Raw genomic sequence first — 25,129 nt, 5'->3', positions numbered from 1 at the left:
AACAACTCAGTCTGAATTGAGGGCGTTGGCCCTCAACCGATTAGTACAGACGAGTGCGGCGTGCGTTTTCGCGAGCCAGTTTCTTCGCGTGACGTTTCACTGCAGAAGCTTTAGCGCGCTTACGTTCGGTAGTCGGTTTTTCATAGAACTCACGACGACGAACTTCCGCCAGAACACCTGCTTTCTCACAGGAACGCTTGAAGCGACGCAGAGCTACGTCGAACGGCTCGTTTTCACGTACTTTAATTACCGGCATGTGCCTCTCACCTTTGATTAATTCGGTTTGCTGCTGGCATCAACGCCAGCTTATTTCAAAATGGTGCGGAATTTTACTGCAATTGCTGCTGCTTTGTAAAGCACCGCTGCCTTTTTTGAAAGGACTTTTATAAGGGTGAGGAGTATACACGAGGCTTGTTCCTGGGGCGAACAAAGTTTTATCTGCGCCGCCTGCCGGCCTTTCTGGCGCCGCATGACGGGCAATGCGCGGCCGGGCGGGTTTTGCGGCCGCTGCCGCTTGTCCCGATGCGCCTGGCTGGCACGCTGAGGGTATACATCAACCCGCATTGGTCCTAAACTGCGCGGTATTAGAGCGAGGTAAAACAAGACATGCGTGTACTGGGTATTGAAACATCCTGCGATGAAACCGGCATCGCCATTTATGACGACGAAAAAGGCCTGCTAGCCAATCAACTGTATAGTCAGGTGAAATTACATGCTGACTACGGCGGCGTGGTGCCCGAGCTGGCTTCGCGCGACCACGTGCGTAAAACCGTTCCGCTGATTCAGGCGGCGTTGAAAGAGGCCGGGTTGACGGCCAAAGAGATTGATGCCGTGGCCTATACCGCAGGTCCGGGTCTGGTTGGGGCGCTGCTGGTTGGCGCAACAATAGGGCGTTCGCTGGCGTTTGCCTGGAACGTACCGGCGATTCCGGTACACCATATGGAAGGACATCTGCTGGCGCCGATGCTGGAGGATAATCCTCCCGCCTTCCCGTTTGTGGCGCTGCTGGTCTCTGGCGGCCATACCCAGTTGATTAGCGTAACCGGTATTGGTCAGTACGAGTTGCTCGGCGAGTCTATCGATGATGCGGCCGGGGAGGCGTTTGATAAAACCGCTAAGCTGCTGGGGCTCGATTATCCCGGCGGTCCGATGCTGTCTAAGATGGCGGCTCAGGGCAGCGAAGGGCGGTTTGTTTTCCCCCGCCCGATGACCGACCGTCCCGGTCTGGATTTCAGCTTTTCCGGCCTGAAAACCTTTGCGGCTAACACGATTCGCAATAACGATGACGACGAGCAGACCCGCGCAGATATCGCCCGGGCGTTTGAAGATGCGGTGGTGGATACGCTGATGATTAAGTGCCGTCGCGCGCTGGAGCAGACCGGCTTTAAACGCCTGGTGATGGCCGGTGGCGTGAGCGCCAACCGCACGCTGCGCGCGAAGCTGGCGGAGATGATGACAAAGCGCGGCGGCGAAGTGTTCTATGCGCGCCCGGAGTTCTGCACCGATAACGGCGCGATGATCGCCTATGCCGGGATGGTTCGTCTGCGCAGCGGCGCTAAAGCGGATCTCGGCGTGACCGTGCGTCCGCGCTGGCCGCTCGCTGAACTGCCGGCGGCGTAATCGGCTGCACAGGCCGACGTTCTGTCGGCCTGCTTTTCTGCTTTACTCCATACTTTTACACAGCGAGCAAATCGCGCCCTGATGTTTGTGCGAGTGCATCACGTCCGGACGTTCATACTCTTCTTCACAGCTGACGCACTGGTAAACGGTGATGGACGCATTGCCCTGCGCATCGTAGCGCGGCTCGCTAATCCCGTCATCGTACTGCTTGATGTAGTAGCGCCCGCCGGTGAGGATACCCATCAGCGGCGTCATCACCAGCGCCACGACCAGCGCAATCAGCGGCGAGAATGGCGCCAGCGTGGCACCGAGCAGGCCGAAGAAGGCGCAGATCGACAGGCCGGCCGCCAGAGCAAACGAAACCACCCCCACCGGGTTAACGTTGTAGATCATCCCGCGACGATATTCCGGCTGCGCCGGGGCGAGCCGGAGCAGGCCTTTGTTGACGGTGATATCGGTGGCAACCACCACCACCCAGGCAATGGCAAAGTTAGAGTAGAAGCCAAGAATCCACGACAGGGCGCTGAACATATCGCCTTCCATCAGCGCCAGCGCGATGGCGAGGTTGACGATGACGAAGATAATCCGCCCCGGATAGCGTTTGGTGGTGCGCGTCCAGGCGCTGGTCCACGCCAGCGAGCCAGAATAGGCGTTGGTGACGTTGATTTTAATCTGTGAAATGACCACCAGCACTACGGCCAGGGTTAACGCCAGCCAGCCGGGCACCAGGTTATCAAAGACGCTGACGAACTGCTGTACCGGCTCGGTGTTGTGTACCGCCGGGAAGCGGGTCAGCAGATAGAAGCCGAGGAAGGCGCCGATGATCTGTTTTATTGCGCCTAATACCACCCAGCCCGGGCCTGCGGAGAAGACCGCCAGCCACCAGCTTTTGCTGTTTTCCGCCGTTTTAGGCGGCATAAAGCGCAGATAATCGATCTGCTCGCCGATTTGCATAATCAGCGACAGGCACACCCCGGCGCCGAGCATAATGGCGGTTAAATCGACCTGCGCCGCGTTATTCTTGCCGGCGAAGTTCATAAAACCGTCCACCAGCTCCGGGTCTTTGGCAATCAGCCAGGCCACCGGCACCACCATCAGCACCAGCCACAGCGGCGTGGTCCATACCTGCAGGCGGGTCAGGGCTTTCATGCCGTAAACCACCAGCGGCAGCACCATCAGGGTGGCGATGAGATAGCCCATCCACAGCGGGATCCCTAACCCAACCAGTAGCCCCTGGGCCATGATCGACCCTTCAAGGGCGAAGAAGATAAAGGTGAAACCGGCGAAGATAATGCTGGTGATCACCGAGCCAAAATAGCCGAATCCGGCGCTACGGGTGATTAAGTCGAGGTCAATGTTATAGCGGGCGGCGGTAATCGCCAGCGGGATCCCGGTGAGGAAGATAACCAGCGCCGCCAGCAGGATGGCGTAAATGGCGTTGGTGGTGCCCCATGCCATGCCGATGCTGGCGCCGATGGAGAAGTCCGCCAGATAGGCGATACCGCCCAGCGCGGTCACGGCGACAACGCCTGGTCCCCAGCGGCGGAAACTCAGCGGAGCATAGCGGAGTGTATAGTCTTCGAGGGTTTCTTTAGAGCCGGAAGTCCCGGTCTGCGCAGGTAACTCAGTTTTAATATCCAGTGATGACATAGTCATTCCTTAATGGTCAGGCATGACTGTAATTAGCAAACCTTATGCCACTTCGCACAACCGCTGCGCCGGGCGCTGGTGGGGCGGGGATGAATAAAGAGGGGGCAGGAGGCGCACCATCCGGACGCAGGTGCGCCGGGATGGTGCAGGCGCGCTTAGCGCAGCATGCCTTTGTCGACAAGGAAGGCGATGATGTTATTCAGGCCATCGCCGCTTTTCAGGTTGGTAAAGGTCCACGGGCGGTCGCCGCGCATACGCATCGTGTCGCGCTCCATCACTTCCAGCGACGCGCCCACATATGGTGCAAGGTCGGTTTTGTTGATCACCAGGAAGTCCGACTTCGTGATCCCCGGCCCGCCTTTACGCGGGATCTTTTCCCCTTCCGCCACGTCAATGACGTAGATGGTCAGATCCGCCAGTTCCGGGCTGAAGGTGGCGCTCAGGTTATCGCCGCCGCTTTCCACAAAGATCAGATCGAGGTTGCCGAATTTTTCGCTCAGCGCTTCTACCGCCGCCAGGTTCATCGAGGCGTCTTCGCGGATCGCGGTATGCGGACAGCCGCCGGTTTCGACGCCGACGATGCGCTCCGGCGCCAGCGCGCCCGCTTCGGTGAGAATACGCTGATCTTCTTTGGTGTAGATGTCGTTGGTGACGACGGCGAGCTGCCAGGTGTCGCGCATGGCTTTGCACAGCGCTTCCAGCAGGGCCGTTTTCCCGGAACCGACCGGGCCGCCGACGCCGACGCGCAGCGGGTGTTTGTTATTGTGCATACTCTCTCCTAGGAACGGAATAATCGGGAATACTGGGTTTCATGCCGGGCGGAAGCTATGGCGGCCAGCGGCGTGGAGGAACCTATCGCGCTATCCGGCGCCGCAAGGGCGTGGGCCATATCCGCCGCGTAGCGATCGCAGAGGCGTAAAATCAGCTGCTGGGCCGCCTGTTGGCCAAAGGGAACCAGCTTAACGCCCGCCATCACCGCGCTTTCGATCCAGCTGTAGCCAAGGCTCAGCGCCAGGTCGGGCAGCGCGATTTGCCAACGTACGCCGAGCCAGGCCATGCCGGCGAGCTGGCTCTGCCGGGACAAAACGCGCCACGGCGGCGGGCAATCCGGCTGCCAGTCGGCCAGCAGGCGGGCAAAGGCCGCGCCGCGATTACGCTCTTCTTCACGCAGTTCGCGGGTTTCGCGGCAGGCGAGCAGCCAGGCGGTCCAGCGCTGTGCTGACGGTAGATCGTCGTTTTCGCATGCCCGATACAGCCGGGCGAACAGAGGAAGATCGACGGTAAAAAAGCTCTGTTCCATCTGCTGCAGCTGCCAGCGTTCAAAAGCGGCGGCATCGGGCACCCAGCCTGCTTCCACCGCCCATTCCAGACCTTGCGACCAGCTATAGCCGCCGACCGGCAGGTTGCTGCTGGCCAACTGCATCAGCCGCAGGCGTTTTTCCGGCGTGGGCATTTAGTGACTGTGCTCGTGATGGTGATGATCGTGGCCATGATCGTGATGATGACCATGGCTGTGGCCGTGGCTTTCGCTGGCGTAGGCACCGGCTTCCGGTTCAAACGGCAGATGGGCGAAAGTCACCTCCAGGCCGAACTGGCGCAGCATATCGTCCAGCACATGGTCGTGATGATAGCGCAGTTCGCCGGGCATGATTTGCAGCGGAACGTGGCGGTTGCCGAGGTGATAGCAGGCTTTCGCCAGGGTGAACGGATCGTCACAACGCACCACGGACAGGCCTTCATCAGCGGCGATAATTTGCACAAGCTCGCTGCCGTCGTCATTGCTGAGCACATCCCCGCCGCGCAGCAGCAGGCCGCGCGGCAACAACAGACCGGCTTCGCGACCGTCGTTGAGGGTGACTTTGATACGGCTTTTCACCCGCACATCGATCGGCAGCGTGAGGCTGGCGGTCAGTTTGCCAGGTGAATCCACTCGTTGGGTCAGATAGAGCATCCGGACTCCTTAAAACAGAAAATAACGTTGCGCCATCGGCAGGACATCTGCCGGTTCGCTGGTGATCAGTTCGCCATCGATACGCACTTCATAGGTTTGCGCGTCGACGGTGATGTTGGGCTGCAGGCCGTTATGGACCATGTCGGTCTTTTGTACCGTCCGGCAGCCTTTCGCCACCGCTGTGGCGCTGTGCAGATTCAGACGCTGTGCCACGCCACTGTCGATTGCCGCCTGCGACAGGAAGGTGAGGCGACAGTGATGGCGAGCGCTGCCCAGCGCGCCGAACATCGGGCGGTAGTGCACCGGCTGCGGCGTCGGAATTGAAGCGTTGATGTCGCCCATCGGGGCAATGGCAATCATGCCGCCCTTGATAACCGCAGCCGGCTTAACGCCGAAAAATGCCGGCGACCACAGCACGAGATCCGCTAGTTTGCCCACTTCAATCGATCCGACTTCATGGGCGATACCGTGGGTCAGCGCCGGGTTGATGGTGTATTTGGCGATATAGCGCTTCACGCGGAAATTGTCGTTATCACCGCTCTCTTCCGCCAGCGGCCCGCGCTGGACCTTCATCCGGTGCGCCACCTGCCAGGTACGCAGAACGACTTCGCCCACGCGCCCCATCGCCTGTGAATCGGAAGAGGTCAGAGAGAAGGCGCCGAGATCGTGCAGGACATCTTCTGCCGCAATGGTTTCCCGGCGAATGCGCGATTCGGCAAACGCCACGTCTTCGGCAATATCCGGATCGAGATGGTGGCAGACCATCAGCATATCCAGATGTTCGTCAATGGTATTGACGGTGTAGGGCAGCGTCGGGTTGGTGGAGGAGGGCAAAATATTCGGGTGCGCGCAGGCGGTAATAATATCCGGCGCATGGCCGCCGCCGGCGCCTTCGGTGTGGAAGGTGTGGATCGTCCGTCCGGCGATCGCCGCCAGCGTATCTTCAACAAAACCCGATTCATTCAGGGTGTCGCTGTGCAGCGCTACCTGAATATCCATTTCGTCGGCAACCGTCAGCGCGCAGTTGATGGCTGCCGGTGTGGCGCCCCAGTCTTCATGAATTTTCAGGCCGATAACGCCTGCCGCGACCTGTTCGCGTAGCGCGTCCGGGTTCGAACCGTTACCTTTGCCCAGCAGACCGATATTCACCGGCAGGCTGTCCGCGGCCTGCAGCATCCGCGAGATGTACCACGGTCCCGGCGTACAGGTGGTGGCGTGTGTCCCCGCCGCCGGGCCCGTTCCGCCGCCAACCATGGTGGTGACGCCGGAGACCAGCGCCTCTTCCGCCTGCTGCGGGCAGATCCAGTGAATGTGAGTATCGACGCCGCCGGCGGTGACAATCTTGCCTTCGGCAGCGATAATTTCCGTTGCCGCGCCAATGGGGATATTGACGTTGGGCTGGATATCGGGATTACCCGCTTTGCCGATGGCGACGATGCGCCCCTCTTTGATGCCAATGTCGGCTTTGACGATCCCCCAGTGATCGACTACCAGCGCATTGGTCAGCACCAGATCGACACAGTCGTCAGCGAGCATTTGTCCCTGGCCCATACCGTCACGGATGACCTTGCCGCCGCCGAACTTGACCTCCTCGCCGTAGGTGGTCAGATCGTCTTCGACCTCGATCCACAGTTCAGTGTCCGCCAGGCGCACTTTATCGCCGGTGGTGGGGCCAAACATGTCGGCATAGGCCTGACGTGAAATATCACTCATCGTTTGCCTCCAGATTTCCCATCACGTCGCCGCGAAAACCGTATACCGCGCGACGACCGGCGAGCGCGACCAGCTCCACTTCACGTTTTTGCCCCGGCTCAAAGCGGACCGCGGTACCGGCGGCGATGTTCAGGCGATAGCCGGTGGCCTGCGCCCGGTCAAATTTTAGCGCCGGATTGACCTCGGCAAAATGGTAATGCGATCCAACCTGAATCGGTCGGTCGCCATGATTCTCAACGATAATGCTGCGGGTGGCGCGGCCAACGTTCAGAGCTATCTGTCCGGGCTGCACCTTGTATTCACCTGGGATCATCGCGAAACCTCAGATAATCGGATTGTGGACGGTGACCAGCTTCGAGCCATCCGGGAAGGTGGCCTCGACCTGGATGTCGGGGATCATTTCGGGTACGCCTTCCATGACCTGTTCGCGGCTTAACACATGGCGGCCTTCTTCCATCAGCGCCGCCACGCTTTTACCGTCGCGGGCGCCTTCCATAATAAAGGCGCTGATTAAGGCTACGGCCTCCGGGTAGTTCAGCTTCAGGCCGCGGGCCAGACGACGTTCCGCCACCAGCGCGGCGGTGAACAACAGCAGCTTGTCTTTCTCTCTGGGGGTCAGTTCCATAGCGTTCTCTCAGGTCAACCAGATTCGGGGAAGAACCGGGGATTTTCCGGTCAGATGCGGGCGCATAAACTGCCAGATGTCACGCATCGCCCGCTGGCAAAGTAAGTTATCGTCACTTAAAAATCGTACCGTCAGCAGGCCGTCAGTCAGCGTGGCGCCGGCATAATTTCCTAGCGACGTGAGTCGTTCCCGCACGCCGTCAAGCAAGGCTTCACTGGCGGGATAGAACAGCAGAGTGCCGACCCACGGGCATTCCGCCACGCAGGCCAGGCGCCCGTCGGCCAGGTTCAGGCGTTCGATCAGCAGCGGTGATTCATCCATCCATACTTCAAGACGGTTGCTGAGGGCACCATGGCTAAAGCGCTCACCGATGACCGGACGGCCAAGGCACAGCAGATCCCAGGCCAGCAGCGTGCTGGAAGGGCAAAGGTGAAAGGCGGTATGCAGGCGGGCCTGGGCGCCGGGAAAGAAGATCGCGTCCGGCGGCAGCCACTCCAGCGTCGAGCGTTCCGCCAGCGTCAGGCGCTGATGTAAATGAGCCTGCGCGCCGCTGCTGCGGTAAAATTTACTGGCACCGGGCATGGTGATTAACGTGTGGCAGCCGCTATCAACAGCGGCGCGAATCGTCAGCTCGTCACCACCGACGATCCCGCCCGGCGGGTGGAGTAAGTAGAGATGACAGGTATCGTCTTCGGGATAAAAGGGACGCTGGACGGTGAGCGGACCGACATGACGGGCGGAGGTGAGTACCGTTTTGCCGCCGCGATGTTGAAAATGAAGGTCCAGCGTAGCCTGCCAGCCTTTTTTATTCTCTGGTAACACGGTGCTGTGCAATGTGGTTGCGCCCCTGCAAAATCAAGATAAAACAGCAGCGATGAGTATTGATCGGCGCGAAAGTATCTCGATCATATGAAAAGCTTATGAGTTAAAAACGAGAAAACAGCCGCCTGAGCGACGGCCGTTTAGCAACAAGATTATTACGCCTGATAATCTTCGGCGTCAATGTCATAGCCCGACGGCTCCCAGCGGATCGCGAGCAGCGACAGCAGGCCAATCAGCGGCGCGGCGGCGATAATCCAAAAGACCTGGGTATCCAGGGCCGCAACCAGCAGCGGGAAAAGGAACAGCGACAGGGTCGAGCTGCTGCGCATCAGGGTCTGGTTCAGGCCGACGCCGACGCCGCGCAGCGACGTTGGATAGCTCAACGACGCGAACGTCATGGTGTGTGCGCCAGGACCAAATCCCTGACCAAAGAGGAATAGCGCCAGCATCGCCACGGCCGCGATGCCTTCGCCCGCGCCGTCGGGGCGGCCAATCAGCGCCAGACCCAGCAGCGCCGCCAGCTGGCAGCTGTAGCCCGCCAGCGACATCTTCCACGCCCCTAAGCGCGGCACCAGCCGCACCGCCAGCAGACCGCCGACGAAAGCAAAGAGCAGGTTCAGCGCCAGCGAGATGACAATCGTGTTCAGCATCGACTGCACAAAGAAGCTGGAGATAATCACCGGCAGACCGAAGGCGACGGCGTTATAGGCAAAGGAAGAGACGACAGACAGCAGCGTGGCGAGGGTGGTTCGCCGCAGATAGACGCCCTGGAACAGACGGAAATAGTTGCTCCACTGCGCTTTTTTCACCACCGGCGTCGGGTTATCCAGCGCGTCCTGCGCCACGTGGGCGTTGATGTTATAGGCCGTGCGGAGAATGGCGGCGGCCTCGCGCAGATTGCCCTGATTAGCGGCCCACACCGGCGATTCGCTCATATAGCGGCTGCGAATGGCGATAATCACCAGCGCAGGAACCGCGCCGAAACCGAGAATCAGCCGCCACAGCCAGTCGCTGTGGCTTTCCGGCAGTACGGCATAGAACAAGAGCACCAGCAGATAGGAAATACTGATAGCGGCGTACCACGTCGGACACCACATGGCGACGCTGGCCGCTTTGTTGCCCGGCCCCTTAAGCTTTGAGAATTCACTCAGGAAGGCCATCGCCACCGGCAGGTCGATACCGACGCCGAGACCCATGACAAAACGGGCGCCGGTCAGCACGTATTCGTTGGGGGCCAGCGCGCAGGCGATCGCAGCGACCACAAAAAACAGCATATCGGCCATAAACACGCGGTAGCGGCCAATTTTATCCGTCAGGTAGCCGCCCAGCAGCGCGCCGACGATAGCCCCAAAGGTGATGGCCGAAGCCACCATGCCGGTCCCCGCCGGCGTCAGGTTAAACTCGCGGGTGATATCCTTCAGGCCAAAAGCCAGGGAGCCAAGATCGTAGGCGTCGAGAAAGATACCGCCGAGGGCGATGCCCATGACAATCCGCGCATTATTGCGCCCGCTGCTGCCTTCATTGATTAAACGCGACACGTCAGCGGCGCCGCGTATCCATCGAACTTCCCCGCCAGGCGACCCTGCCGCTGCGACCGGAGTCGCGTTGATTACGTCTGTCATGATGTTGTTCTGCGCTGTCGTATAAAAGATTCAGAGTAAACATCGCGGCGGACGGGGATAAATTATTTTTGGTTATAAGACATAGCTAAGTGATTGTTGTGAAATGATTATCTTTTGTCAGCGGGTGAGTTCAGGATGATTGGCTGCCAAAAAGGGCAATACAGAGAGAATGTCGGGGTAAAGGGGACCCGGCGCGCGCCGCCGGGCGGCAGATTATTTCTGCTCAGGCGTTTTTTTGTTCTTTTTCAACCGGGCCCAGATTTTAGTTTCCTGACGGCGCCACAGGCGCTGAATATTGTCGTGATGGCGCAGCAAAATCAGGCAGGAGAGCATGGAAACCGGGAAGGTATACTGCGGTTTGAACCACCAGACGTAGAAGGGGGCAATCAGCGCGCTGACAATAGCCCCGAGCGACGAATAGCCGCTGAGCAGGATGGTCAGCAGCCAGGTGCCCGCCATGACGCCGGTCAAATCCCAGCCGATGGGCGCGATAGCGCCGAAAGCGGTCGCCACGCCTTTACCGCCGCGGAAGTTAAAGAATACCGGCCAGATATGGCCCACGCAGGCCGCAATGGCGACCAGACCCAGCCAGAACGGCGTCAGACCGAGCGCCCAGGCCCCCCAGACGGGCAGCATGCCTTTGAGCACATCAAAAATAAGAACCGTTACGGCTGCTCCCTTGCCGCCAATTCGTAGTACGTTTGTCGCCCCGGGATTGCCGGAACCGCTATCGCGAGGGTCGGGCAGGCCAGCGAGACGACACACCAGAATGGCGCTGGAAATTGAGCCGCAGAGGTAGGCAAGGATAACCAGTCCAGGCGCGATTGCACTCATCAGCTGTTCCATTTTGAAAATGTCGTTTTGTCCCCGCTATCCTTCGCCTCGCTGGTGCGCCGGCGCGCTTCTTTCGTGCCGTCACCGGAGCGTGCATTGAGCCAGAACGCTTGCTGCGCCGCCGCTTTCCTGCAATACGAATTATTTAGGGGATGTCTTTGCATCTGTGGATAATACGCATAATTCGCCGGAAGTGGTATCCGGTTTAGCCAAAAAGCAGGCAGGTCGTGATGGATATTGTATTTATAGAGCAACTTTCGGTAATCACTACTATCGGTGTTTACGACTGGGAACAAACCATTGAACAGAAGCTGGTGTTCGATATCGAAATGGCGTGGGACAACCGCAAAGCGGCGAGCAGCGATGATGTCAGTGATTGCCTCAGCTATGCTGATATCAGCGAGCTGGTGATTGGTCACGTTGAAGGTGGGCGTTTCGCGCTGGTTGAACGCGTCGCGGAAGAGATTGCCGATCTGCTGCTGGAAAAATTCCCCTCGCCGTGGGTGCGGATTAAAGTCAGAAAACCGGGCGCCGTTGCCCGGGCGGCAAACGTGGGCGTAATTATCGAACGCAGTCGGGCGTAGCTTAATCTGAAACAAAACTTTTCAGGTCATACTCGTTAAACAATTTGTGTTTATACCGGTCGCAGGATTCGGCTATCGGGATATTTTATTGTCACCTGGTGTCAGGACAGCACTCGAAATTTTCGCGTACTCCGTGTACGCTCCGGTTTCATGCGCCGTCCGTCTCCAGACTGGCCGCATCAATATCACCTGATGGAATGGTTCAGCGTATCTGGTTTTTTCATTTTACTTTTAAAGGGTTTATTGGATGAGCGATATACACTCGCTGCTGGTGGCGGCAATATTGGGTGTGGTTGAAGGTTTGACGGAATTTTTACCTGTTTCCAGTACTGGCCATATGATTATTGTTGGTCATCTTCTGGGTTTCGAAGGTGAGACGGCAAATACTTTTGAGGTGGTCATTCAGTTAGGTTCTATTCTTGCTGTTGTCGTGATGTTCTGGCGTCGTCTGTTTGGTTTGATCGGTATTCATTTCGGTAAACCACCGGAACATGAAGGCCAGGGAGGCGGCCGTTTATCGCTGATTCATATTTTATTAGGGATGGCGCCGGCGGTGGTGCTGGGCCTGGTGTTCCACGATACCATCAAATCGCTGTTCAACCCGGTCAACGTTATGTATGCGCTGATTGTGGGGGGCTTTCTGCTGATCGCGGCGGAAGTGCTGAAGCCAAAACAGCCGCGTGCTGTCGGTATTGATGATATGACCTATCGCCAGGCATTTATCATCGGCTGCTTCCAGTGCCTGGCGCTGTGGCCCGGCTTCTCTCGCTCCGGTGCGACCATTTCCGGCGGGATGTTGATGGGCGTAAGCCGCTATGCAGCGTCGGAGTTTTCCTTCCTGCTGGCGGTACCAATGATGATGGGGGCGACCGTGCTGGATGTGTATAAGAGCATCGGTTTCCTCAACGCCAGCGATATTCCGATGTTTGCCGTCGGCTTTATCATGGCGTTCATCGTGGCGCTGATCGCGATTAAAACCTTCCTGCAGCTGATCAAACGTATCTCGTTTATCCCGTTTGCTATCTACCGTTTTGTCGTCGCGGCAATGGTTTACGTTATCTTCTTCTGAGTTTTACGCGCCGTTAAAACCGGGCCCTCAGTCGCCAGACTGAGGGCAGCGCTCTTCCTTCCATTTCGCGACCGCCAGAATACGGCGCCGCGTCAGCTCCTCACGAATCTCCGGCCCTTTAAAGCCCTGAGCAACCACCTCTTTCGTAGAGACCGATTGGGCGATGTGCCAGGCTTCAAGCAGCAGGCGTCCCTGCGGGTAGTCGCGGGCTTCGAAACCGGTACGTCCGCGCACATCGGCCTCGCTGGTTAAAGCGATTTGCATGACCCGATGCGGCTTACGCCAGGCGTCGATATTATCAAACAGTTTGACCAGCGTTTTGGGCTGCAGTATGGGCAGGGTATGAATCAGGTCGTGAAATTCGGCGACCAGCTTCGCCAGATCGCGAATATCGTTCGGCACGCGCAGACGGGCGCAAAGCTGCTCGACCAGCCTGACGCCTGCCGGGCCGTGGCCGTGGTGGCGCGGCCAGAGCGCTTTTGGCGTCAGCCCTTTGCCGAGGTCGTGGCACAGCGTTGCAAAGCGCACGTCAATCTCCGGCGACAGCATCGCCGCCATCGTCAGAGTCATTAGCGTATGCACGCCGGTGTCGATTTCAGGATGCCATTTGGCGGGCGCCGGAACGCCGTACAGCGCGTCGATTTCCGGGAACAGTACGCCGAGCGCGCGGCAGTCGCGTAAAGTCTGGAAAAAGACCTGGGGATTCCGGGTGCCGAGGGCGTTTTCCGTCTCTTTCCAGACCCGCTCCGGCGTCAGATGCGCCAGTTCGCCGGCATCGGCCATGGCGCGCATCAGCGCCATGGTTTCGTCGGCAATACGAAAGCCCAGATGGGCATAGCGGGCGGCGAAGCGCGCCACGCGCAGAACGCGCAGCGGGTCTTCGCTGAAGGCGGGTGAGACGTGGCGCAGCAGGCGCAGACGCAAATCGGCCTGGCCGCTGTAGGGATCGACAATCAGGCCATCGGCATCCTGAGCCAGCGCATTGACCGTCAGATCGCGGCGCAGCAGATCTTGCTCCAGCGTGACGTCCGGGGCGGCATAGCAGGTGAAACCGGTATAGCCAGAACCCGATTTACGCTCGGTACGCGCCAGCGCATACTCTTCCCGGCTTTTCGGGTGCAGAAATACGGGGAAATCGCGGCCTACCTGCTGGTAGCCCGCTTCAAGCAACTGTTCAGGCGTGGCGCCGACCACGACCCAGTCTCTGTCTTTGACCGGTAGCCCTAATAACGCATCCCGAACTGCACCACCGACCAGATAAATCTTCACGCCCGACTCTCCCGTATCCACTTTGCTCAAGATGATACGTAAGTCTGGCAGAGAAGACGAATTAGTTCATCCACCGGTCTTTACGTTTACGGCTCGGGACCAGATGCGGCAGCACCAGACCGAGCAGTAGTCCGACGCCAAGCACGCCGCCGCCGTACATAAACCACTGCATGATAATGGTGCGCTGCTTATCATCCAGCTGCAGATTCGCGGCATTCACCTTCTTCTGGGCGACAACCAGCTCATTTTTCAGCTTTTGGTTTTCGTCTTTCAGCGCGTTGATCACGGTATCGCTGCCGGCGACCTTTTTCTGCATGTCGGCGGTGCGCTGATTCCAGGTGGTGTCGATGTTATTCAGTTTGTCGGTCAGGGTTTTCACCTGATTTTGCAGATCCGGCACGCGGGTGCGCAGGCTGGGCTCGTTGCTCAGCTCTTTCAGCGGAATCCAGGCGGTACGGCCGTTGCCGTCGCGGATTTGGGCATAGCCGGTGCTGTCATTGGTCTGCAGCAGAGAAACTTCTTCCCCGGCGTTAATGGTGCCCTGAAGACGATAATTATCGCCCGGCCCCGTGCGAACCCAGGTGTTCAGTTCATCAGAAACATAACGTTTTTCTTCTGCATGAACCGCCGTGGCGGCGCTGAGCGCCAGTAAAGTAAAAGTGATAAGGCGTAATTTTGGCATCAGGTCATCGTTTGATCGTAAAAAGTTGAACGATAGTAGTGGCATCGCCATAGCGACGCAAAGTTTTCTGCCACAATCGGAAACATCCGGGAGGTGGCCCGGCAAAATGCGCATTGCATGGAGAATCGTCGCAAAATACTATCTACTGACAAAAAATATCGGCGATAGTTCGCCGTATTTTCCCGGCAGCGCAAAGAAGCGGAAGAATTCAGTCATGGCTCAAGAAATCGAATTAAAATTTATCGTCTCCGACAGCGGCGTGGAAACATTGCGCCAGCACCTTAATGCGCTTAACGCCCGGCACACGCCCGCGGGTCAATTGCTCAATATTTATTATGAAACGGCGGACAACTGGCTGCGTCGTCATGATATGGGGCTGCGCATCCGCGGCGATCGCGGCCGTTATGAAATGACCCTGAAAATCGCCGGTCGCGTGGTGGGCGGATTGCATGAGCGTCCGGAGTTCAACATTCCGCTGGAAAGCCCGGAACTGGCGCTGGAGCGCCTTCCTGCCGAGGTCTGGCCGCAGGGCGAGCTGCCCGCAGAGCTGGCGCAAAACGTACAGCCGCTGTTCAGTACCGATTTTGCGCGTGAAAAATGGGTGGTCAGCGAAGGGGAGAGCCAGATTGAAATCGCGCTCGATCGCGGAGAGGTGAAAACCCCTGAGCATCAGGAAGCGATTTGCGAGCTGGAGCTGGAGCTGCTCTCTGGCAAGACGGAAGATGTGCTGGTTCTCGCCCGTCGTCTGCTGGAAACCGGCGTGTTGCGCCAGGGAAGTCTCAGCAAAGCGGCGCGCGGCTACCATCTTGCTCAGGGGAACGACGTGCGCCCGGTACAGCCATTCGGCGTTCTGCAGGTGGCGCCCAAAGCCAGCGTAGAGCAGGGGCTGGAGGCCGCGCTGGAAAACGCGCTGGCGCACTGGCTGTATCATGACGAGGTCTGGAGCCGCGGTAATCCGTTGGCAAAAGGGGAGATCCTCCGCGCTATCGCCCGAGTGCGTCATGCGCTGGTGCTGTTTGGCGGCATCGTGCCGCGTAAGGCCACCGCGCAGCTGCGTGAACAGCTCGCTGAAGCGGAAGCTGCTCTGACGCAGGCCGGTAAGGAGCCTTCCGCGCTGTTCAGCCTTGCCGCAGTCAGCGCGAAGCTCGCGTTGACCGAATGGCTGGTGAACCGCAGCTGGCGCGTCTTTTTAAATGAGAATGCGCAGAAGAAGATCGCCGGCTCTTTTAAACGTTTCGCCGATATCCAGCTGTCGCGGGCGGCGGCGGAGTTAAAAAATGCGTTCCAGCAGATACCGGGGGACGATTACGACGGCCAGCTGCCGCGTCTGTCCCGCGATATCGACTGCATTCAGCTGCTTGCTGGCGCCTATGCCGCTGCGGCGGCCCCCTGGCTGGAGAACTGGCTGGAAGTCCGTCGCGCTATTGAGCACAAAGATCGCAGCGTCATTGAATATTTCCGCCGCCAGGCGTTGGCCGCGGAGCCGTTCTGGCTGCACAGTGGAAAACGATAATTTCAGGCCAGGGAGACCCCTATCATGCCGCTTTCTTCACAGTTACAGCAGCACTGGCAGACGGTTGTAGACCGACTGCCGGCGGATTTTCCATTACCCACGTTAAGTCCGCAGGCGCAGTCGGTGATGGCGTTCAGCGATTTCGTCCAGCAGAGTCTGGTGGCGCAGCCGCAGTGGCTGAGTGAACTTGAAAACTCGCCCCCTGAGGCGCAAGAGTGGCGTCACTATGCCGACTGGCTACAGGCCGCCCTGGACGGGGTCAACGACGAAGCGGCGCTGATGCGTGAGCTGCGCCTGTTTCGCCGCCGGATCATGGTGCGCATCGCCTGGGCACAGGCGCTGTCGCTGGTCAGTGAAGAGAGCAGTTTGCAGCAGTTAAGCACGCTGGCGGAGACGCTGATTGTCGCCGCCCGCGACTGGCTTTACACCGCCTGCTGTCACGAATGGGGGATCCCTTCCAGCGCCGAAGGAAAAGCGCAGCCGCTACTGATCCTCGGAATGGGGAAGCTGGGCGGAGGCGAACTCAATTTCTCGTCGGACATCGATCTGATTTTTGCCTGGCCTGAACATGGCGCAACCCGCGGCGGGCGCCGCGAGCTGGATAACGGGCAGTTTTTTACCCGCCTCGGCCAGCGGCTGATAAAAGTCCTCGATCAGCCAACTCAGGATGGCTTTGTGTATCGCGTTGATATGCGCCTGCGCCCCTTCGGCGACAGCGGGCCGCTGGTGCTGAGCTTTGCCGCGCTGGAAGATTACTATCAGGAACAAGGGCGCGACTGGGAGCGCTATGCGATGGTCAAAGCGCGGATCATGGGCGATAACGACGGCACCTATGCCAACGAACTGCGCGCCATGCTGCGGCCGTTCGTCTTCCGCCGCTACATCGATTTCAGCGTGATCCAGTCGCTGCGTAACATGAAGGGGATGATTGCCCGTGAAGTCCGCCGTCGCGGGTTGAAGGACAATATCAAGCTCGGCGCGGGCGGTATCCGCGAAATCGAATTTATCGTGCAGGTCTTCCAGCTGATCCGCGGCGGGCGTGAACCGGCGCTGCAGCAGCGGGCGCTGCTTCCGACGCTGGCAGCGATCGATGAGCTACACCTGCTGCCGGAAGGCGATGCCGCCCGGTTGCGTGACGCCTACCTGTTCTTACGCCGCCTGGAAAACCTGCTGCAAAGCATCAACGACGAGCAGACGCAAACTCTGCCGCAGGATGCGCTTAACCGCGCCCGCCTGGCGTGGGGGATGCATGTTGATGACTGGGAAGCGCTGAGCGCGCAGCTGGAAGAGAAAATGGCCAGCGTACGGCGGGTGTTCAACGAGCTGATTGGCGATGATGAAGCGCAATCACCGGATGAGCTGCTGGAGGAGTACTGGCGCGAGCTGTGGCAGGATGCGCTGGAAGAGGATGACGCCAGCCCGGCCCTGGTCCACCTTGCGGATGACGACCGTCGCAGCGTGCTGGCGCTGATTGCCGATTTCCGTAAAGAGCTGGATAAACGCACCATCGGCCCGCGCGGGCGCCAGGTGCTGGATCAACTGATGCCGCATCTGCTCAGCGAAGTGTGTTCGCGGGCCGATGCGCCGGTGCCGCTGGCGCGCATTACGCCGCTTCTGACCGGTATCGTCACCCGAACCACCTACCTCGAATTGCTCAGCGAATATCCCGGCGCGTTGAAACATCTGATTAGCCTTTGCGCCGCCTCGCCAATGGTTGCCAGCCAGCTGGCGCGCCATCCGCTGCTGCTGGATGAACTGCTGGATCCCAATACGCTGTATCAACCGACGGCGACCGATGCCTATCGCGATGAGCTGCGGCAATATCTGCTGCGTGTGCCGGAAGAGGACGAAGAGCAGCAACTGGAGGCGCTGCGCCAGTTTAAGCAGGCGCAGCTGCTGCATATTGCCGCCGCCGATATTGCCGGGACGTTGCCGGTGATGAAAGTGAGCGATCACTTAACCTGGCTGGCCGAAGCGATGATTGATGCGGTGGTGCAGCAGGCGTGGATGCAGATGGTGGCGCGTTATGGCCAGCCGACGCACCTGCATGATCGTCAGGGGCGTGGTTTTGCGGTCGTCGGTTACGGGAAGCTAGGGGGCTGGGAGCTGGGCTACAGTTCGGACCTTGACCTGGTGTTCCTGCATGACTGTCCGATGGAGGTGATGACCGACGGGGAGCGCGAAATCGACGGTCGCCAGTTCTATCTGCGCCTCGCCCAACGCATTATGCACCTTTTCAGCACCCGCACCTCTTCAGGGATTCTCTACGAAGTGGATGCTCGCTTACGTCCGTCTGGCGCCGCGGGCATGCTGGTCACCACGGCCGATTCGTTTGCCGATTACCAGAAGAATGAAGCCTGGACCTGGGAACATCAGGCGCTGGTGCGCGCCCGCGTGGTCTATGGCGATCCCGAACTGCAGGTGCGTTTTGATACTATCCGTCGCGATATTCTCAGCGCGCCGCGTGAAGGGGCGACGCTGCAGACCGAGGTGCGGGAAATGCGCGAGAAAATGCGCGCCCATCTCGGCAATAAGCAGCGGGATCGCTTTGATATTAAAGCCGATGCCGGGGGCATTACCGACATTGAATTTATTACCCAGTATCTGGTCCTACGCTATGCGCACGAGAAGCCGAAGCTGACGCGCTGGTCTGATAACGTGCGCATTCTGGAACTGCTGGCGCAAAACGACATTATGGATGATGAAGAAGCGCGGGCGCTGACCCATGCCTACACCACGCTGCGCGATGCGCTGCATCGTCTGGCCTTGCAGGAACAGCCGGGGAACGTCGCTCCGGACGCCTTTACCCATGAACGTCAGCAGGTGAGCGCCAGCTGGCAGAAGTGGTTGATGGCTTAACTAAAAAACCGGGTGTGCTATTATCGCGCGCAAAGTTTGTATCTCGCAGGAGAGAGTCATGAAAGTAACGCTGCCGGAGTTTGAACGTGCAGGAGTGTTGGTGGTGGGCGATGTCATGCTGGACCGCTACTGGTATGGTCCCACCAGCCGTATTTCCCCCGAAGCCCCGGTACCGGTGGTCAAGGTGGAAAATATCGAAGAGCGTCCCGGCGGTGCGGCAAACGTGGCGATGAACATCGCCTCTCTCGGCGCGACTTCCCGCCTGGTTGGCCTGACCGGGATTGATGACGCCGCGCGTGCGCTCAGTAAAGCGCTGGCGGATGTCAACGTGAAGTGCGATTTCGTCTCCGTACCGACTCACCCGACCATCACCAAGCTGCGCGTGCTGTCGCGCAACCAGCAGCTGATCCGCCTGGATTTCGAAGAGGGATTCTCCGGCGTCGATCCGCAGCCGATGCACGACCGCATTCAGCAGGCGTTGGGTACCATCGGGGCACTGGTGCTGTCCGATTATGCCAAAGGCGCGCTGGCCAGCGTGCAGACCATGATTAAGCTGGCGCGCGATGCGGGCGTACCGGTGCTGATCGACCCGAAAGGCACCGATTTTGAACGCTATCGCGGCGCCACGCTGCTGACGCCGAACCTCTCCGAATTCGAAGCCGTCGCGGGCAAGTGCAAGGATGAAGCGGACATTGTCGAACGCGGCCTGAAAATTATTGCTGAGTTCGAACTCTCCGCCCTGCTGGTAACCCGCTCCGAGCAGGGGATGACGCTGCTGCAGCCGGGCCGTCCGCCGCTGCATATGCCGACTCAGGCGCAAGAAGTGTATGACGTCACCGGCGCCGGCGATACGGTGATTGGCGTGCTGGCGGCGACGCTGGCCTCCGGCAATACGCTGGAAGAGGCGTGCTACTTCGCCAACGCGGCGGCCGGTGTCGTGGTCGGCAAGCTGGGGACATCCACCGTTTCACCGATCGAGCTGGAAAACGCCGTGCGCGGGCGCGCGGAGACCGGGTTCGGCGTGATGAACGAAGACGAGCTGAAACAGGCCGTTGCGGCGGCACGTAAGCGCGGCGAGAAAGTGGTGATGACCAACGGCGTGTTTGACATTCTGCACGCGGGCCACGTTTCTTATCTGGCCAATGCGCGCAAACTGGGCGATCGCCTGATCGTTGCGGTCAACAGCGATGCGTCGACCAAACGTCTGAAAGGCGAGTCTCGTCCGGTCAACCCGCTGGAGCAGCGGATGATCGTGCTCGGCGCGCTGGAAGCCGTCGACTGGGTCGTCTCATTTGAAGAGGATACGCCGCAGCGCCTGATCGCCGGCATTCTGCCGGACCTGCTGGTCAAAGGCGGCGACTATAAGCCGGAAGATATCGCGGGTAGCGAGGAAGTCTGGGCGAACGGCGGCGACGTGCTGGTGCTGAACTTTGAAGATGGTTGCTCGACCACCAACATTATTAAGAAGATCCAGAAAGACAGCAGTAAGTAATTTGTGACGCCGGTCGGGCGTTCTCGGGTGTGGGGTTGCGCATCGCGAGGCCGAAGAACTCCGGATAATGCCCGACTCGAAAAGCCGACGATCGTCAGATCGCCGGTTTTTTTTATTTAATGATGGCAGAAATGATTCAGCGCAATAAACAGGCGATTTGAGCGCATTTTTCGTCCAAAAAGCGTTAGCGTAAGTATAAATACTGAAGTTAGTAGAAAGCATATGACCAATCAGAACACACACGGCTGAAGGAGTATGCGGATGAATCATCACGAACTGTATTCAATGAAGAACTTTGATTTTCTGGCCCTGAGTTTCGCCAGAATGCATGCACAGGGACACACCGTTGATCTCCAGGCTATTATTGGCAATATGGATGAAGATCATCGTGAGTGGTTTTGCCAACGGTATGAACTCTACTGCCGTCAGGTCAGTGCAGAGGCCGCGTCGCGGCCAGAGCTAGAACACTGAAACAACAACGGGCCTGAGGGCCCGTTGTTTTTACTGCTTCTCATCGACGCTCGGGGCCGCCGCGCGGCTTTCCAGATCGCTGATACGCTGCTCCAGCAGCGCCAGTTTTTCGCGAGTGCGCAGCAGCACCTGCGTCTGCACATCAAACTCTTCGCGACTGACCAAATCCAGGCGGGTCAGCTGAGACTGGAGTACCTGACGGATCTTTTTCTCGACATCTTCCCCAAGATCGCGAAGGCCTTTCGGCATCGATTCATGGACCTGGCGGGCGATTTGTTCAATTTTTTTCGGGTCAATCATGGTGGTTTCCTGCTCTGGTCGGTTTGTCGTTCATTGTAGTGCGATCGACGCTGCCTATAAACCAGAAATGTTTGAAGCTTATGCATTGCCGAGGATAATCAATAGCGTTATAGTTACTTTGCTTATTCTCAGGGCGGGGCGAAATTCCCCACCGGCGGTAAATCAACCATCGCGTTGAAAGCCCGCGAGCGCTTTCTGCACCAGCAGAAAGGTCAGCAGATCCGGTGTAATTCCGGGGCCGACGGTTAAAGTCCGGATGGGAGAGAGTAACGGCTCAGTCGGGTCTCGATCCGCTTGCGTTGACTTTTGCCGCTAAACCGGCGCTCCTAAGACTGCCCTGATTCTGGTAACCATAATTTTAATGAGGTTTATTTACCATGAATCAGACGCTCCTTTCCTCTTTTGGTACCGCTTTTGAACGTGTGGAACACGCTTTAAATGCACTGCGCGAAGGCCGCGGGGTGATGGTGCTTGATGATGAAGACCGTGAAAACGAAGGCGACATGATTTTCGCCGCCGAAACTATGACCGTCGAGCAGATGGCGCTGACCATCCGCCACGGCAGCGGCATTGTCTGCCTGTGCCTGACCGATGAACGTCGTAAGCAGCTTGATCTGCCGATGATGGTGGAAAACAACACCAGCGCATACGGCACCGGCTTTACCGTGACCATCGAAGCTGCGGAAGGCGTCACCACCGGCGTTTCCGCCGCTGACCGCGTGACCACCGTGCGCGCAGCTATTGCCGACGGTGCTAAACCTTCTGACCTCAACCGTCCCGGCCATGTCTTCCCGCTGCGCGCGCAGCCGGGCGGCGTGTTGACCCGCGGCGGTCACACGGAAGCGACCATCGACCTGGTAACGCTGGCGGGCTTTAAACCGGCTGGCGTGCTGTGTGAACTGACGAATGACGATGGCTCTATGGCGCGCGCGCCGGAGTGCATTGCGTTCGCGCAGAAGCATGATATGGCTGTCGTCACCATTGAAGATCTGGTGGCCTATCGTCGCGAACATGAGCGCAAAGCCAGCTGATTGTGGCCCCGCATCATGGCAAAGCCCACCTCAGCGTGGGCTTTGTTGTTTTTTAGCCTCAGCCAATGCCCATGGCCTGCAGCACAACCAGGCTTAACCCCATCACCGACATCCCACACAGCACGCCATAACTTGGGTTGCTCTGCGGATCGATCTCTTTTGCCAGCGGCATCAGCTCATCAACCGACAGCGCCACCATGATCCCGGCAACGGCTGCCATAACGGCGCCCATTACGACGGGCGACACCAGGCTACCGAGGATCAGCCAGGCCAGCAGGCCGCCGAGAATTTCCGCCATCCCGGAAAGCCCTGCCCACAGTACCGCCTTATGCCGTGAACCGGTAGCGGCATAAACCGGGCCAGCCACCGCCAGCCCCTCGGGAATATTGTGTAAAGCGACCGCCAGTGCGACGCCCATCCCCAGCTCGAGGTTATTACTGGCCGTCACAAAGGTGGCGATCCCTTCCGGGAAGTTGTGCAGGCTGATGCCCAGAGTCAATAACATTGCGGTTCGGCGAAGATTACGTGGGCGCGGCATACCTGACAGCAGATCCTGCGGATGCGCGTGGGGCAGCATACGGTCGAGCGCAAAGTAGCCCAGCAGGCCGATGACAAACATGCCGTAACCGAGCAGCGGCGACATGCCTTGCGCGTTCAGCGCGGCGGGAAGCATCTCCATCAGTGAGATAAGCAGCATGATGCCCGCGGCAAAGCCGAGGGAAAATCCCAGCAGCCGGTTGGATGGCTTCTGACCGAGGACGCCGAAAATAGCGCCGATAAATGTGGCGCTACCCGCCAGCAGCGTCAATATTAAAGGTGACGACATTATTCATTTCCTTTGATAATGATTATCATTAATGATATCGGGATTCCCTGCTAACGGCGAGAGGGGGAGGCAGCCCTTTACAGCGAATTACATTCAAATTTTCTGACGATCATCATCATGCTTATCTGAGTTTATCCTGACGCAAAAACGCGTAATGTAAAGACATCACCATTCCTCTGTTTAAGGATATCACCATGTCCCGTACCCGAATGCCAGCGTTGTTTTTAGGCCACGGCAGCCCGATGAACGTGCTGGAAGATAACATCTATACCCGCGCCTGGCGGCAGCTGGGCGAAACATTGCCGCGGCCAAAAGCCATTGTTGTGGTTTCTGCGCACTGGTTTACTCGCGGTACCGGGGTCACGGCTATGGAAACGCCGAAGACGATCCACGATTTTGGCGGCTTCCCGCAGGCGCTGTACGATACGCATTATCCGGCTCCCGGTTCTCCGGAACTGGCGCAGCGTCTGGTTGAGTTGCTGGCGCCGGTCCCCGTGACCCTGGATAAAGAAGCCTGGGGTTTCGATCATGGCTCATGGGGCGTGCTGATAAAAATGTACCCCGATGCGGACATCCCGATGGTGCAGTTGAGCATCGACAGCACCAAACCGGCAGCCTGGCATATGGAAATGGGGCGTAAGCTGGCGGTGCTGCGAGATGAAGGCATCATGCTGGTGGCGAGCGGTAACGTGGTGCATAACCTGAGAACGGCACGCTGGCATGGCGAGAGTACGCCTTACCCGTGGGCAGAATCATTTAATGACTACGTGAAAAGCAACCTGAGCTGGAAGGGACCGGTTGCAGAGCATCCGCTGGTGAACTATCTGGCGCATGAGGGAGGCTCGCTTTCTAACCCGACCGCGGATCACTTCCTGCCGCTGCTCTACGCTTTGGGCACCTGGGACGGCGAAGAACCGATATCTATTCCGGTGGAAGGGATGGAGATGGGATCGCTGAGCATGCTGTCGGTGCTGATTGGGGCGTAGAAGAGAGTGTAATAACCCCGGCAGGCGTCAGCGCCGCCGGGGATATCTTATTCGACGAAAATGTGCGGGTAGAAACGCGACAGATCCTGGGTTATCAACGCCCGATCCTCGCGTACGCCGATACCGGCTGGCCGATCGTTGATGAGCCAGCTGCCGATCAGCGTGTAGCTGTCGCCAAACTTTGGCAGCGGATAGAACTCCTGCACGATGGTGCCTTCTTCTCCGTATGGACCCTCTACCGCTTCCAGCACTTTGCCGTTTTCCACGATCGACACGTTGGCTCCTTCACGGGAGAAAATAGGCTTAATGACGTACTTCTCCATTTCCGGATGCGCATCTTCGCTGAAGTAAGCTGCCAGCAGGTTAGGGTGGTTCGGGAACATCTCCCACAGCAGCGGAAGTAAAGCTTTGTTCGAAATGATGCTCTTCCACGCCGGTTCCAGCCAGCGTACGCCCGCGTCTTCCAGTTTGGTGGAGAACATCTCGCGCAGCATATACTCCCATGGGTAGAGCTTGAACAGGTTGCCAATCACCTGATCCTGCAGGTCGGTAAACTGACCTTTTTCACCCAGACCGATATCTTCGATATACAGAAACTCGGTGGCCACGCCCGCTTCTGCGGCACAGTCCTGCAGGTACTGCACGGTACCGCGATCTTCTTCCGTATCGCGACAGCAAGCCATATGCAGCAGTTGGAAGCCAAACTGCTCGCGCAGCTCGGCAAAACGCTCGATCAGCTTTTCCTGCAGGCTGTTGAACTGGTCGCTGCCTGCCGGCAGCTGGCCGGCGTTGATCTGATCTTCCAGCCAAATCCACTGGAAGAAGGCGGCTTCATACAGCGAGGTCGGCGTGTCGGCGTTGTTCTCCAGCAGCTTCGGCTCGCCTGTGCCATCCCACGCCAAATCGAGGCGTGAGTAGAGCGACGGCTGGTTGGTTTTCCACGACTGGCGCACGAAGCCCCAGGTATGTTTCGGGATGCGGAACTTCGCCATCAGCTCATCGCTGGCGATAACTTTTTCTACCGCCTGCAGACACATTTGGTGCAGGTCGGCGGTGACCTCTTCGAGCTTCTCAACCTGCGCCAGCGTCAGTTTGTAATAGGCCTCTTCGCTCCAGTACGGCTCGCCATACATAGTATGAAAGTTGAAGCCGTATTCGGTCGCCTTTTCACGCCAGTCCGGGCGCTCCGTGATGCTGATTCTTTCCATGT

25 protein-coding genes, 1 pseudogene and 1 riboswitch are annotated in these 25,129 nt (G+C 58.5%); of the genes and pseudogenes, 10 read left to right on the top strand and 16 right to left on the bottom strand.

Features of this window, described 5'->3' with window-relative positions:
• Positions 1-40: 40 nt before the first annotated feature.
• Complete coding sequence (rpsU, locus tag FNY10_RS21580) at positions 41-256, bottom strand: 30S ribosomal protein S21 (protein ID WP_001144069.1); 216 nt, start codon at positions 254-256, stop codon at positions 41-43.
• Positions 257-606: 350 nt separating this feature from the next.
• Here rpsU and tsaD point away from each other — a divergent pair, with 350 nt between their 5' ends.
• The gene (gene tsaD, locus FNY10_RS21575) at positions 607-1,620 is read left to right on the top strand and encodes a tRNA (adenosine(37)-N6)-threonylcarbamoyltransferase complex transferase subunit TsaD (protein ID WP_100683533.1); all 1,014 of its coding nucleotides are present in this window, start codon (positions 607-609) and stop codon (positions 1,618-1,620) included.
• Between the two features lie 42 nt (positions 1,621-1,662).
• Here tsaD and FNY10_RS21570 read toward each other — a convergent pair whose 3' ends face one another.
• From FNY10_RS21570 to FNY10_RS21535, 8 genes are all read right to left on the bottom strand, one after another.
• Positions 1,663-3,270 (bottom strand): purine-cytosine permease family protein, encoded by a 1,608-nt coding sequence (locus FNY10_RS21570; protein ID WP_100683532.1) that lies wholly within the window; start codon positions 3,268-3,270, stop codon positions 1,663-1,665.
• 155 nt (positions 3,271-3,425) lie between these two features.
• Positions 3,426-4,040, bottom strand: coding sequence for an urease accessory protein UreG (ureG, locus tag FNY10_RS21565; RefSeq protein ID WP_141963377.1), 615 nt, complete (start codon positions 4,038-4,040; stop codon positions 3,426-3,428).
• 8 nt (positions 4,041-4,048) lie between these two features.
• Entirely contained in the window at positions 4,049-4,723 is a 675-nt protein-coding gene (locus FNY10_RS21560) for an urease accessory protein UreF (protein WP_160704427.1), read from the bottom strand.
• Complete coding sequence (gene ureE / locus FNY10_RS21555) at positions 4,724-5,221, bottom strand: urease accessory protein UreE (protein WP_141963379.1); 498 nt, start codon at positions 5,219-5,221, stop codon at positions 4,724-4,726.
• Between the two features lie 9 nt (positions 5,222-5,230).
• On the bottom strand, positions 5,231-6,934 hold the full coding sequence (gene ureC, locus FNY10_RS21550; protein WP_131048521.1) for an urease subunit alpha: 1,704 nt from the start codon (positions 6,932-6,934) through the stop codon (positions 5,231-5,233).
• Positions 6,927-7,247 (bottom strand): urease subunit beta, encoded by a 321-nt coding sequence (locus FNY10_RS21545; protein ID WP_131048522.1) that lies wholly within the window; start codon positions 7,245-7,247, stop codon positions 6,927-6,929. Before FNY10_RS21545 ends, ureC begins: the two co-directional genes overlap by 8 nt.
• 9 nt (positions 7,248-7,256) lie before the next feature.
• Positions 7,257-7,559 (bottom strand): urease subunit gamma, encoded by a 303-nt coding sequence (locus FNY10_RS21540; protein WP_004867816.1) that lies wholly within the window; start codon positions 7,557-7,559, stop codon positions 7,257-7,259.
• A 9-nt stretch (positions 7,560-7,568) separates the two neighbouring features.
• On the bottom strand, positions 7,569-8,393 hold the full coding sequence (locus FNY10_RS21535) for an urease accessory protein UreD (RefSeq protein WP_131048523.1): 825 nt from the start codon (positions 8,391-8,393) through the stop codon (positions 7,569-7,571).
• Between FNY10_RS21535 and FNY10_RS27090 the strand changes: the two are divergent.
• Positions 8,383-8,469: pseudogene (locus FNY10_RS27090) on the top strand (short-chain dehydrogenase); the annotation flags it as partial. The gene FNY10_RS21535 and the pseudogene FNY10_RS27090 overlap by 11 nt on opposite strands.
• A gap of 67 nt (positions 8,470-8,536) precedes the next feature.
• Here FNY10_RS27090 and FNY10_RS21530 read toward each other — a convergent pair.
• Both FNY10_RS21530 and plsY read right to left on the bottom strand, forming a co-directional pair.
• On the bottom strand, positions 8,537-10,003 hold the full coding sequence (locus FNY10_RS21530; RefSeq protein WP_131048524.1) for an MFS transporter: 1,467 nt from the start codon (positions 10,001-10,003) through the stop codon (positions 8,537-8,539).
• 213 nt (positions 10,004-10,216) lie between these two features.
• Positions 10,217-10,837, bottom strand: coding sequence for a glycerol-3-phosphate 1-O-acyltransferase PlsY (gene plsY, locus FNY10_RS21525; RefSeq protein WP_004867810.1), 621 nt, complete (start codon positions 10,835-10,837; stop codon positions 10,217-10,219).
• A 230-nt stretch (positions 10,838-11,067) separates the two neighbouring features.
• On the opposite strand from plsY, the gene folB reads away from it, so the two are divergent.
• Both folB and bacA read left to right on the top strand, forming a co-directional pair.
• Positions 11,068-11,421 carry a bifunctional dihydroneopterin aldolase/7,8-dihydroneopterin epimerase gene (folB, locus tag FNY10_RS21520; RefSeq protein WP_160704429.1) on the top strand — a complete coding sequence of 118 codons (354 nt, stop codon included), beginning with the start codon at positions 11,068-11,070 and terminating at the stop codon, positions 11,419-11,421.
• 247 nt (positions 11,422-11,668) lie between these two features.
• Positions 11,669-12,490, top strand: coding sequence for an undecaprenyl-diphosphate phosphatase (gene bacA / locus FNY10_RS21515; RefSeq protein ID WP_131048525.1), 822 nt, complete (start codon positions 11,669-11,671; stop codon positions 12,488-12,490).
• 27 nt (positions 12,491-12,517) lie between these two features.
• Here the strand turns inward: bacA and FNY10_RS21510 are convergent, their stop codons facing one another.
• Together FNY10_RS21510 and FNY10_RS21505 are read right to left on the bottom strand one after the other, a co-directional pair.
• The gene (locus FNY10_RS21510) at positions 12,518-13,759 is read right to left on the bottom strand and encodes a multifunctional CCA addition/repair protein (RefSeq protein ID WP_131048526.1); all 1,242 of its coding nucleotides are present in this window, start codon (positions 13,757-13,759) and stop codon (positions 12,518-12,520) included.
• 61 nt (positions 13,760-13,820) lie between these two features.
• The gene (locus FNY10_RS21505) at positions 13,821-14,441 is read right to left on the bottom strand and encodes a TIGR04211 family SH3 domain-containing protein (RefSeq protein ID WP_100683521.1); all 621 of its coding nucleotides are present in this window, start codon (positions 14,439-14,441) and stop codon (positions 13,821-13,823) included.
• A gap of 214 nt (positions 14,442-14,655) precedes the next feature.
• Here FNY10_RS21505 and FNY10_RS21500 point away from each other — a divergent pair, with 214 nt between their 5' ends.
• The 4 genes from FNY10_RS21500 to glgS all read left to right on the top strand — a co-directional run bounded on the left by FNY10_RS21500 (position 14,656) and on the right by glgS (position 20,776).
• A complete protein-coding gene (locus FNY10_RS21500) occupies positions 14,656-15,954 on the top strand; it encodes an inorganic triphosphatase (protein ID WP_160704431.1) in 1,299 nt (432 codons plus the stop codon).
• A 21-nt stretch (positions 15,955-15,975) separates the two neighbouring features.
• Positions 15,976-18,813 carry a bifunctional [glutamate--ammonia ligase]-adenylyl-L-tyrosine phosphorylase/[glutamate--ammonia-ligase] adenylyltransferase gene (gene glnE / locus FNY10_RS21495; RefSeq protein ID WP_160704485.1) on the top strand — a complete coding sequence of 946 codons (2,838 nt, stop codon included), beginning with the start codon at positions 15,976-15,978 and terminating at the stop codon, positions 18,811-18,813.
• 58 nt (positions 18,814-18,871) lie between these two features.
• Positions 18,872-20,305: a bifunctional D-glycero-beta-D-manno-heptose-7-phosphate kinase/D-glycero-beta-D-manno-heptose 1-phosphate adenylyltransferase HldE gene (gene hldE / locus FNY10_RS21490; protein ID WP_141963392.1), complete on the top strand. Its 1,434-nt coding sequence runs from the start codon at positions 18,872-18,874 to the stop codon at positions 20,303-20,305.
• A gap of 261 nt (positions 20,306-20,566) precedes the next feature.
• A complete protein-coding gene (gene glgS, locus FNY10_RS21485; RefSeq protein WP_100683517.1) occupies positions 20,567-20,776 on the top strand; it encodes a cell surface composition regulator GlgS in 210 nt (69 codons plus the stop codon).
• A gap of 30 nt (positions 20,777-20,806) precedes the next feature.
• On the opposite strand, the gene ubiK is transcribed toward glgS, so the two are convergent.
• Complete coding sequence (ubiK, locus tag FNY10_RS21480; RefSeq protein WP_100683516.1) at positions 20,807-21,076, bottom strand: ubiquinone biosynthesis accessory factor UbiK; 270 nt, start codon at positions 21,074-21,076, stop codon at positions 20,807-20,809.
• A gap of 120 nt (positions 21,077-21,196) precedes the next feature.
• A riboswitch (FMN riboswitch) is annotated at positions 21,197-21,348 on the top strand.
• Positions 21,349-21,453: 105 nt separating this feature from the next.
• On the opposite strand from ubiK, the gene ribB reads away from it, so the two are divergent.
• Positions 21,454-22,107 carry a 3,4-dihydroxy-2-butanone-4-phosphate synthase gene (gene ribB, locus FNY10_RS21475; RefSeq protein WP_100683515.1) on the top strand — a complete coding sequence of 218 codons (654 nt, stop codon included), beginning with the start codon at positions 21,454-21,456 and terminating at the stop codon, positions 22,105-22,107.
• A 58-nt stretch (positions 22,108-22,165) separates the two neighbouring features.
• Here the strand turns inward: ribB and zupT are convergent, their stop codons facing one another.
• Entirely contained in the window at positions 22,166-22,933 is a 768-nt protein-coding gene (zupT, locus tag FNY10_RS21470) for a zinc transporter ZupT (RefSeq protein WP_100683514.1), read from the bottom strand.
• A gap of 194 nt (positions 22,934-23,127) precedes the next feature.
• On the opposite strand from zupT, the gene ygiD reads away from it, so the two are divergent.
• Entirely contained in the window at positions 23,128-23,919 is a 792-nt protein-coding gene (gene ygiD, locus FNY10_RS21465; protein WP_141963398.1) for a 4,5-DOPA dioxygenase extradiol, read from the top strand.
• Between the two features lie 47 nt (positions 23,920-23,966).
• Here ygiD and FNY10_RS21460 read toward each other — a convergent pair whose 3' ends face one another.
• Positions 23,967-25,127: a glutathionylspermidine synthase family protein gene (locus tag FNY10_RS21460; RefSeq protein WP_100683512.1), complete on the bottom strand. Its 1,161-nt coding sequence runs from the start codon at positions 25,125-25,127 to the stop codon at positions 23,967-23,969.
• Positions 25,128-25,129: the final 2 nt, after the last annotated feature.

It is taken from the genome of Klebsiella sp. Lac1, from assembly GCF_009825425.1.
In the GTDB taxonomy this organism is placed as follows: domain Bacteria; phylum Pseudomonadota; class Gammaproteobacteria; order Enterobacterales; family Enterobacteriaceae; genus Klebsiella; species Klebsiella electrica.
This window is presented reverse-complemented; position numbering and strand designations above follow the sequence as displayed.

What these genes read in the sequence shown, in the direction of transcription:
- rpsU (WP_001144069.1), bottom strand. Translation starts at nt 256, where the DNA reads ATGCCGGTAATTAAAGTACGTGAAAACGAGCCGTTCGACGTAGCTCTG.
- tsaD (WP_100683533.1), top strand. Translation starts at nt 607, where the DNA reads ATGCGTGTACTGGGTATTGAAACATCCTGCGATGAAACCGGCATCGCC.
- FNY10_RS21570 (WP_100683532.1), bottom strand. Translation starts at nt 3,270, where the DNA reads ATGTCATCACTGGATATTAAAACTGAGTTACCTGCGCAGACCGGGACT.
- ureG (WP_141963377.1), bottom strand. Translation starts at nt 4,040, where the DNA reads ATGCACAATAACAAACACCCGCTGCGCGTCGGCGTCGGCGGCCCGGTC.
- FNY10_RS21560 (WP_160704427.1), bottom strand. Translation starts at nt 4,723, where the DNA reads ATGCCCACGCCGGAAAAACGCCTGCGGCTGATGCAGTTGGCCAGCAGC.
- ureE (WP_141963379.1), bottom strand. Translation starts at nt 5,221, where the DNA reads ATGCTCTATCTGACCCAACGAGTGGATTCACCTGGCAAACTGACCGCC.
- ureC (WP_131048521.1), bottom strand. Translation starts at nt 6,934, where the DNA reads ATGAGTGATATTTCACGTCAGGCCTATGCCGACATGTTTGGCCCCACC.
- FNY10_RS21545 (WP_131048522.1), bottom strand. Translation starts at nt 7,247, where the DNA reads ATGATCCCAGGTGAATACAAGGTGCAGCCCGGACAGATAGCTCTGAAC.
- FNY10_RS21540 (WP_004867816.1), bottom strand. Translation starts at nt 7,559, where the DNA reads ATGGAACTGACCCCCAGAGAGAAAGACAAGCTGCTGTTGTTCACCGCC.
- FNY10_RS21530 (WP_131048524.1), bottom strand. Translation starts at nt 10,003, where the DNA reads ATGACAGACGTAATCAACGCGACTCCGGTCGCAGCGGCAGGGTCGCCT.
- plsY (WP_004867810.1), bottom strand. Translation starts at nt 10,837, where the DNA reads ATGAGTGCAATCGCGCCTGGACTGGTTATCCTTGCCTACCTCTGCGGC.
- folB (WP_160704429.1), top strand. Translation starts at nt 11,068, where the DNA reads ATGGATATTGTATTTATAGAGCAACTTTCGGTAATCACTACTATCGGT.
- bacA (WP_131048525.1), top strand. Translation starts at nt 11,669, where the DNA reads ATGAGCGATATACACTCGCTGCTGGTGGCGGCAATATTGGGTGTGGTT.
- FNY10_RS21505 (WP_100683521.1), bottom strand. Translation starts at nt 14,441, where the DNA reads ATGCCAAAATTACGCCTTATCACTTTTACTTTACTGGCGCTCAGCGCC.
- FNY10_RS21500 (WP_160704431.1), top strand. Translation starts at nt 14,656, where the DNA reads ATGGCTCAAGAAATCGAATTAAAATTTATCGTCTCCGACAGCGGCGTG.
- hldE (WP_141963392.1), top strand. Translation starts at nt 18,872, where the DNA reads ATGAAAGTAACGCTGCCGGAGTTTGAACGTGCAGGAGTGTTGGTGGTG.
- glgS (WP_100683517.1), top strand. Translation starts at nt 20,567, where the DNA reads ATGAATCATCACGAACTGTATTCAATGAAGAACTTTGATTTTCTGGCC.
- ubiK (WP_100683516.1), bottom strand. Translation starts at nt 21,076, where the DNA reads ATGATTGACCCGAAAAAAATTGAACAAATCGCCCGCCAGGTCCATGAA.
- ribB (WP_100683515.1), top strand. Translation starts at nt 21,454, where the DNA reads ATGAATCAGACGCTCCTTTCCTCTTTTGGTACCGCTTTTGAACGTGTG.
- zupT (WP_100683514.1), bottom strand. Translation starts at nt 22,933, where the DNA reads ATGTCGTCACCTTTAATATTGACGCTGCTGGCGGGTAGCGCCACATTT.
- ygiD (WP_141963398.1), top strand. Translation starts at nt 23,128, where the DNA reads ATGTCCCGTACCCGAATGCCAGCGTTGTTTTTAGGCCACGGCAGCCCG.
- FNY10_RS21460 (WP_100683512.1), bottom strand. Translation starts at nt 25,127, where the DNA reads ATGGAAAGAATCAGCATCACGGAGCGCCCGGACTGGCGTGAAAAGGCG.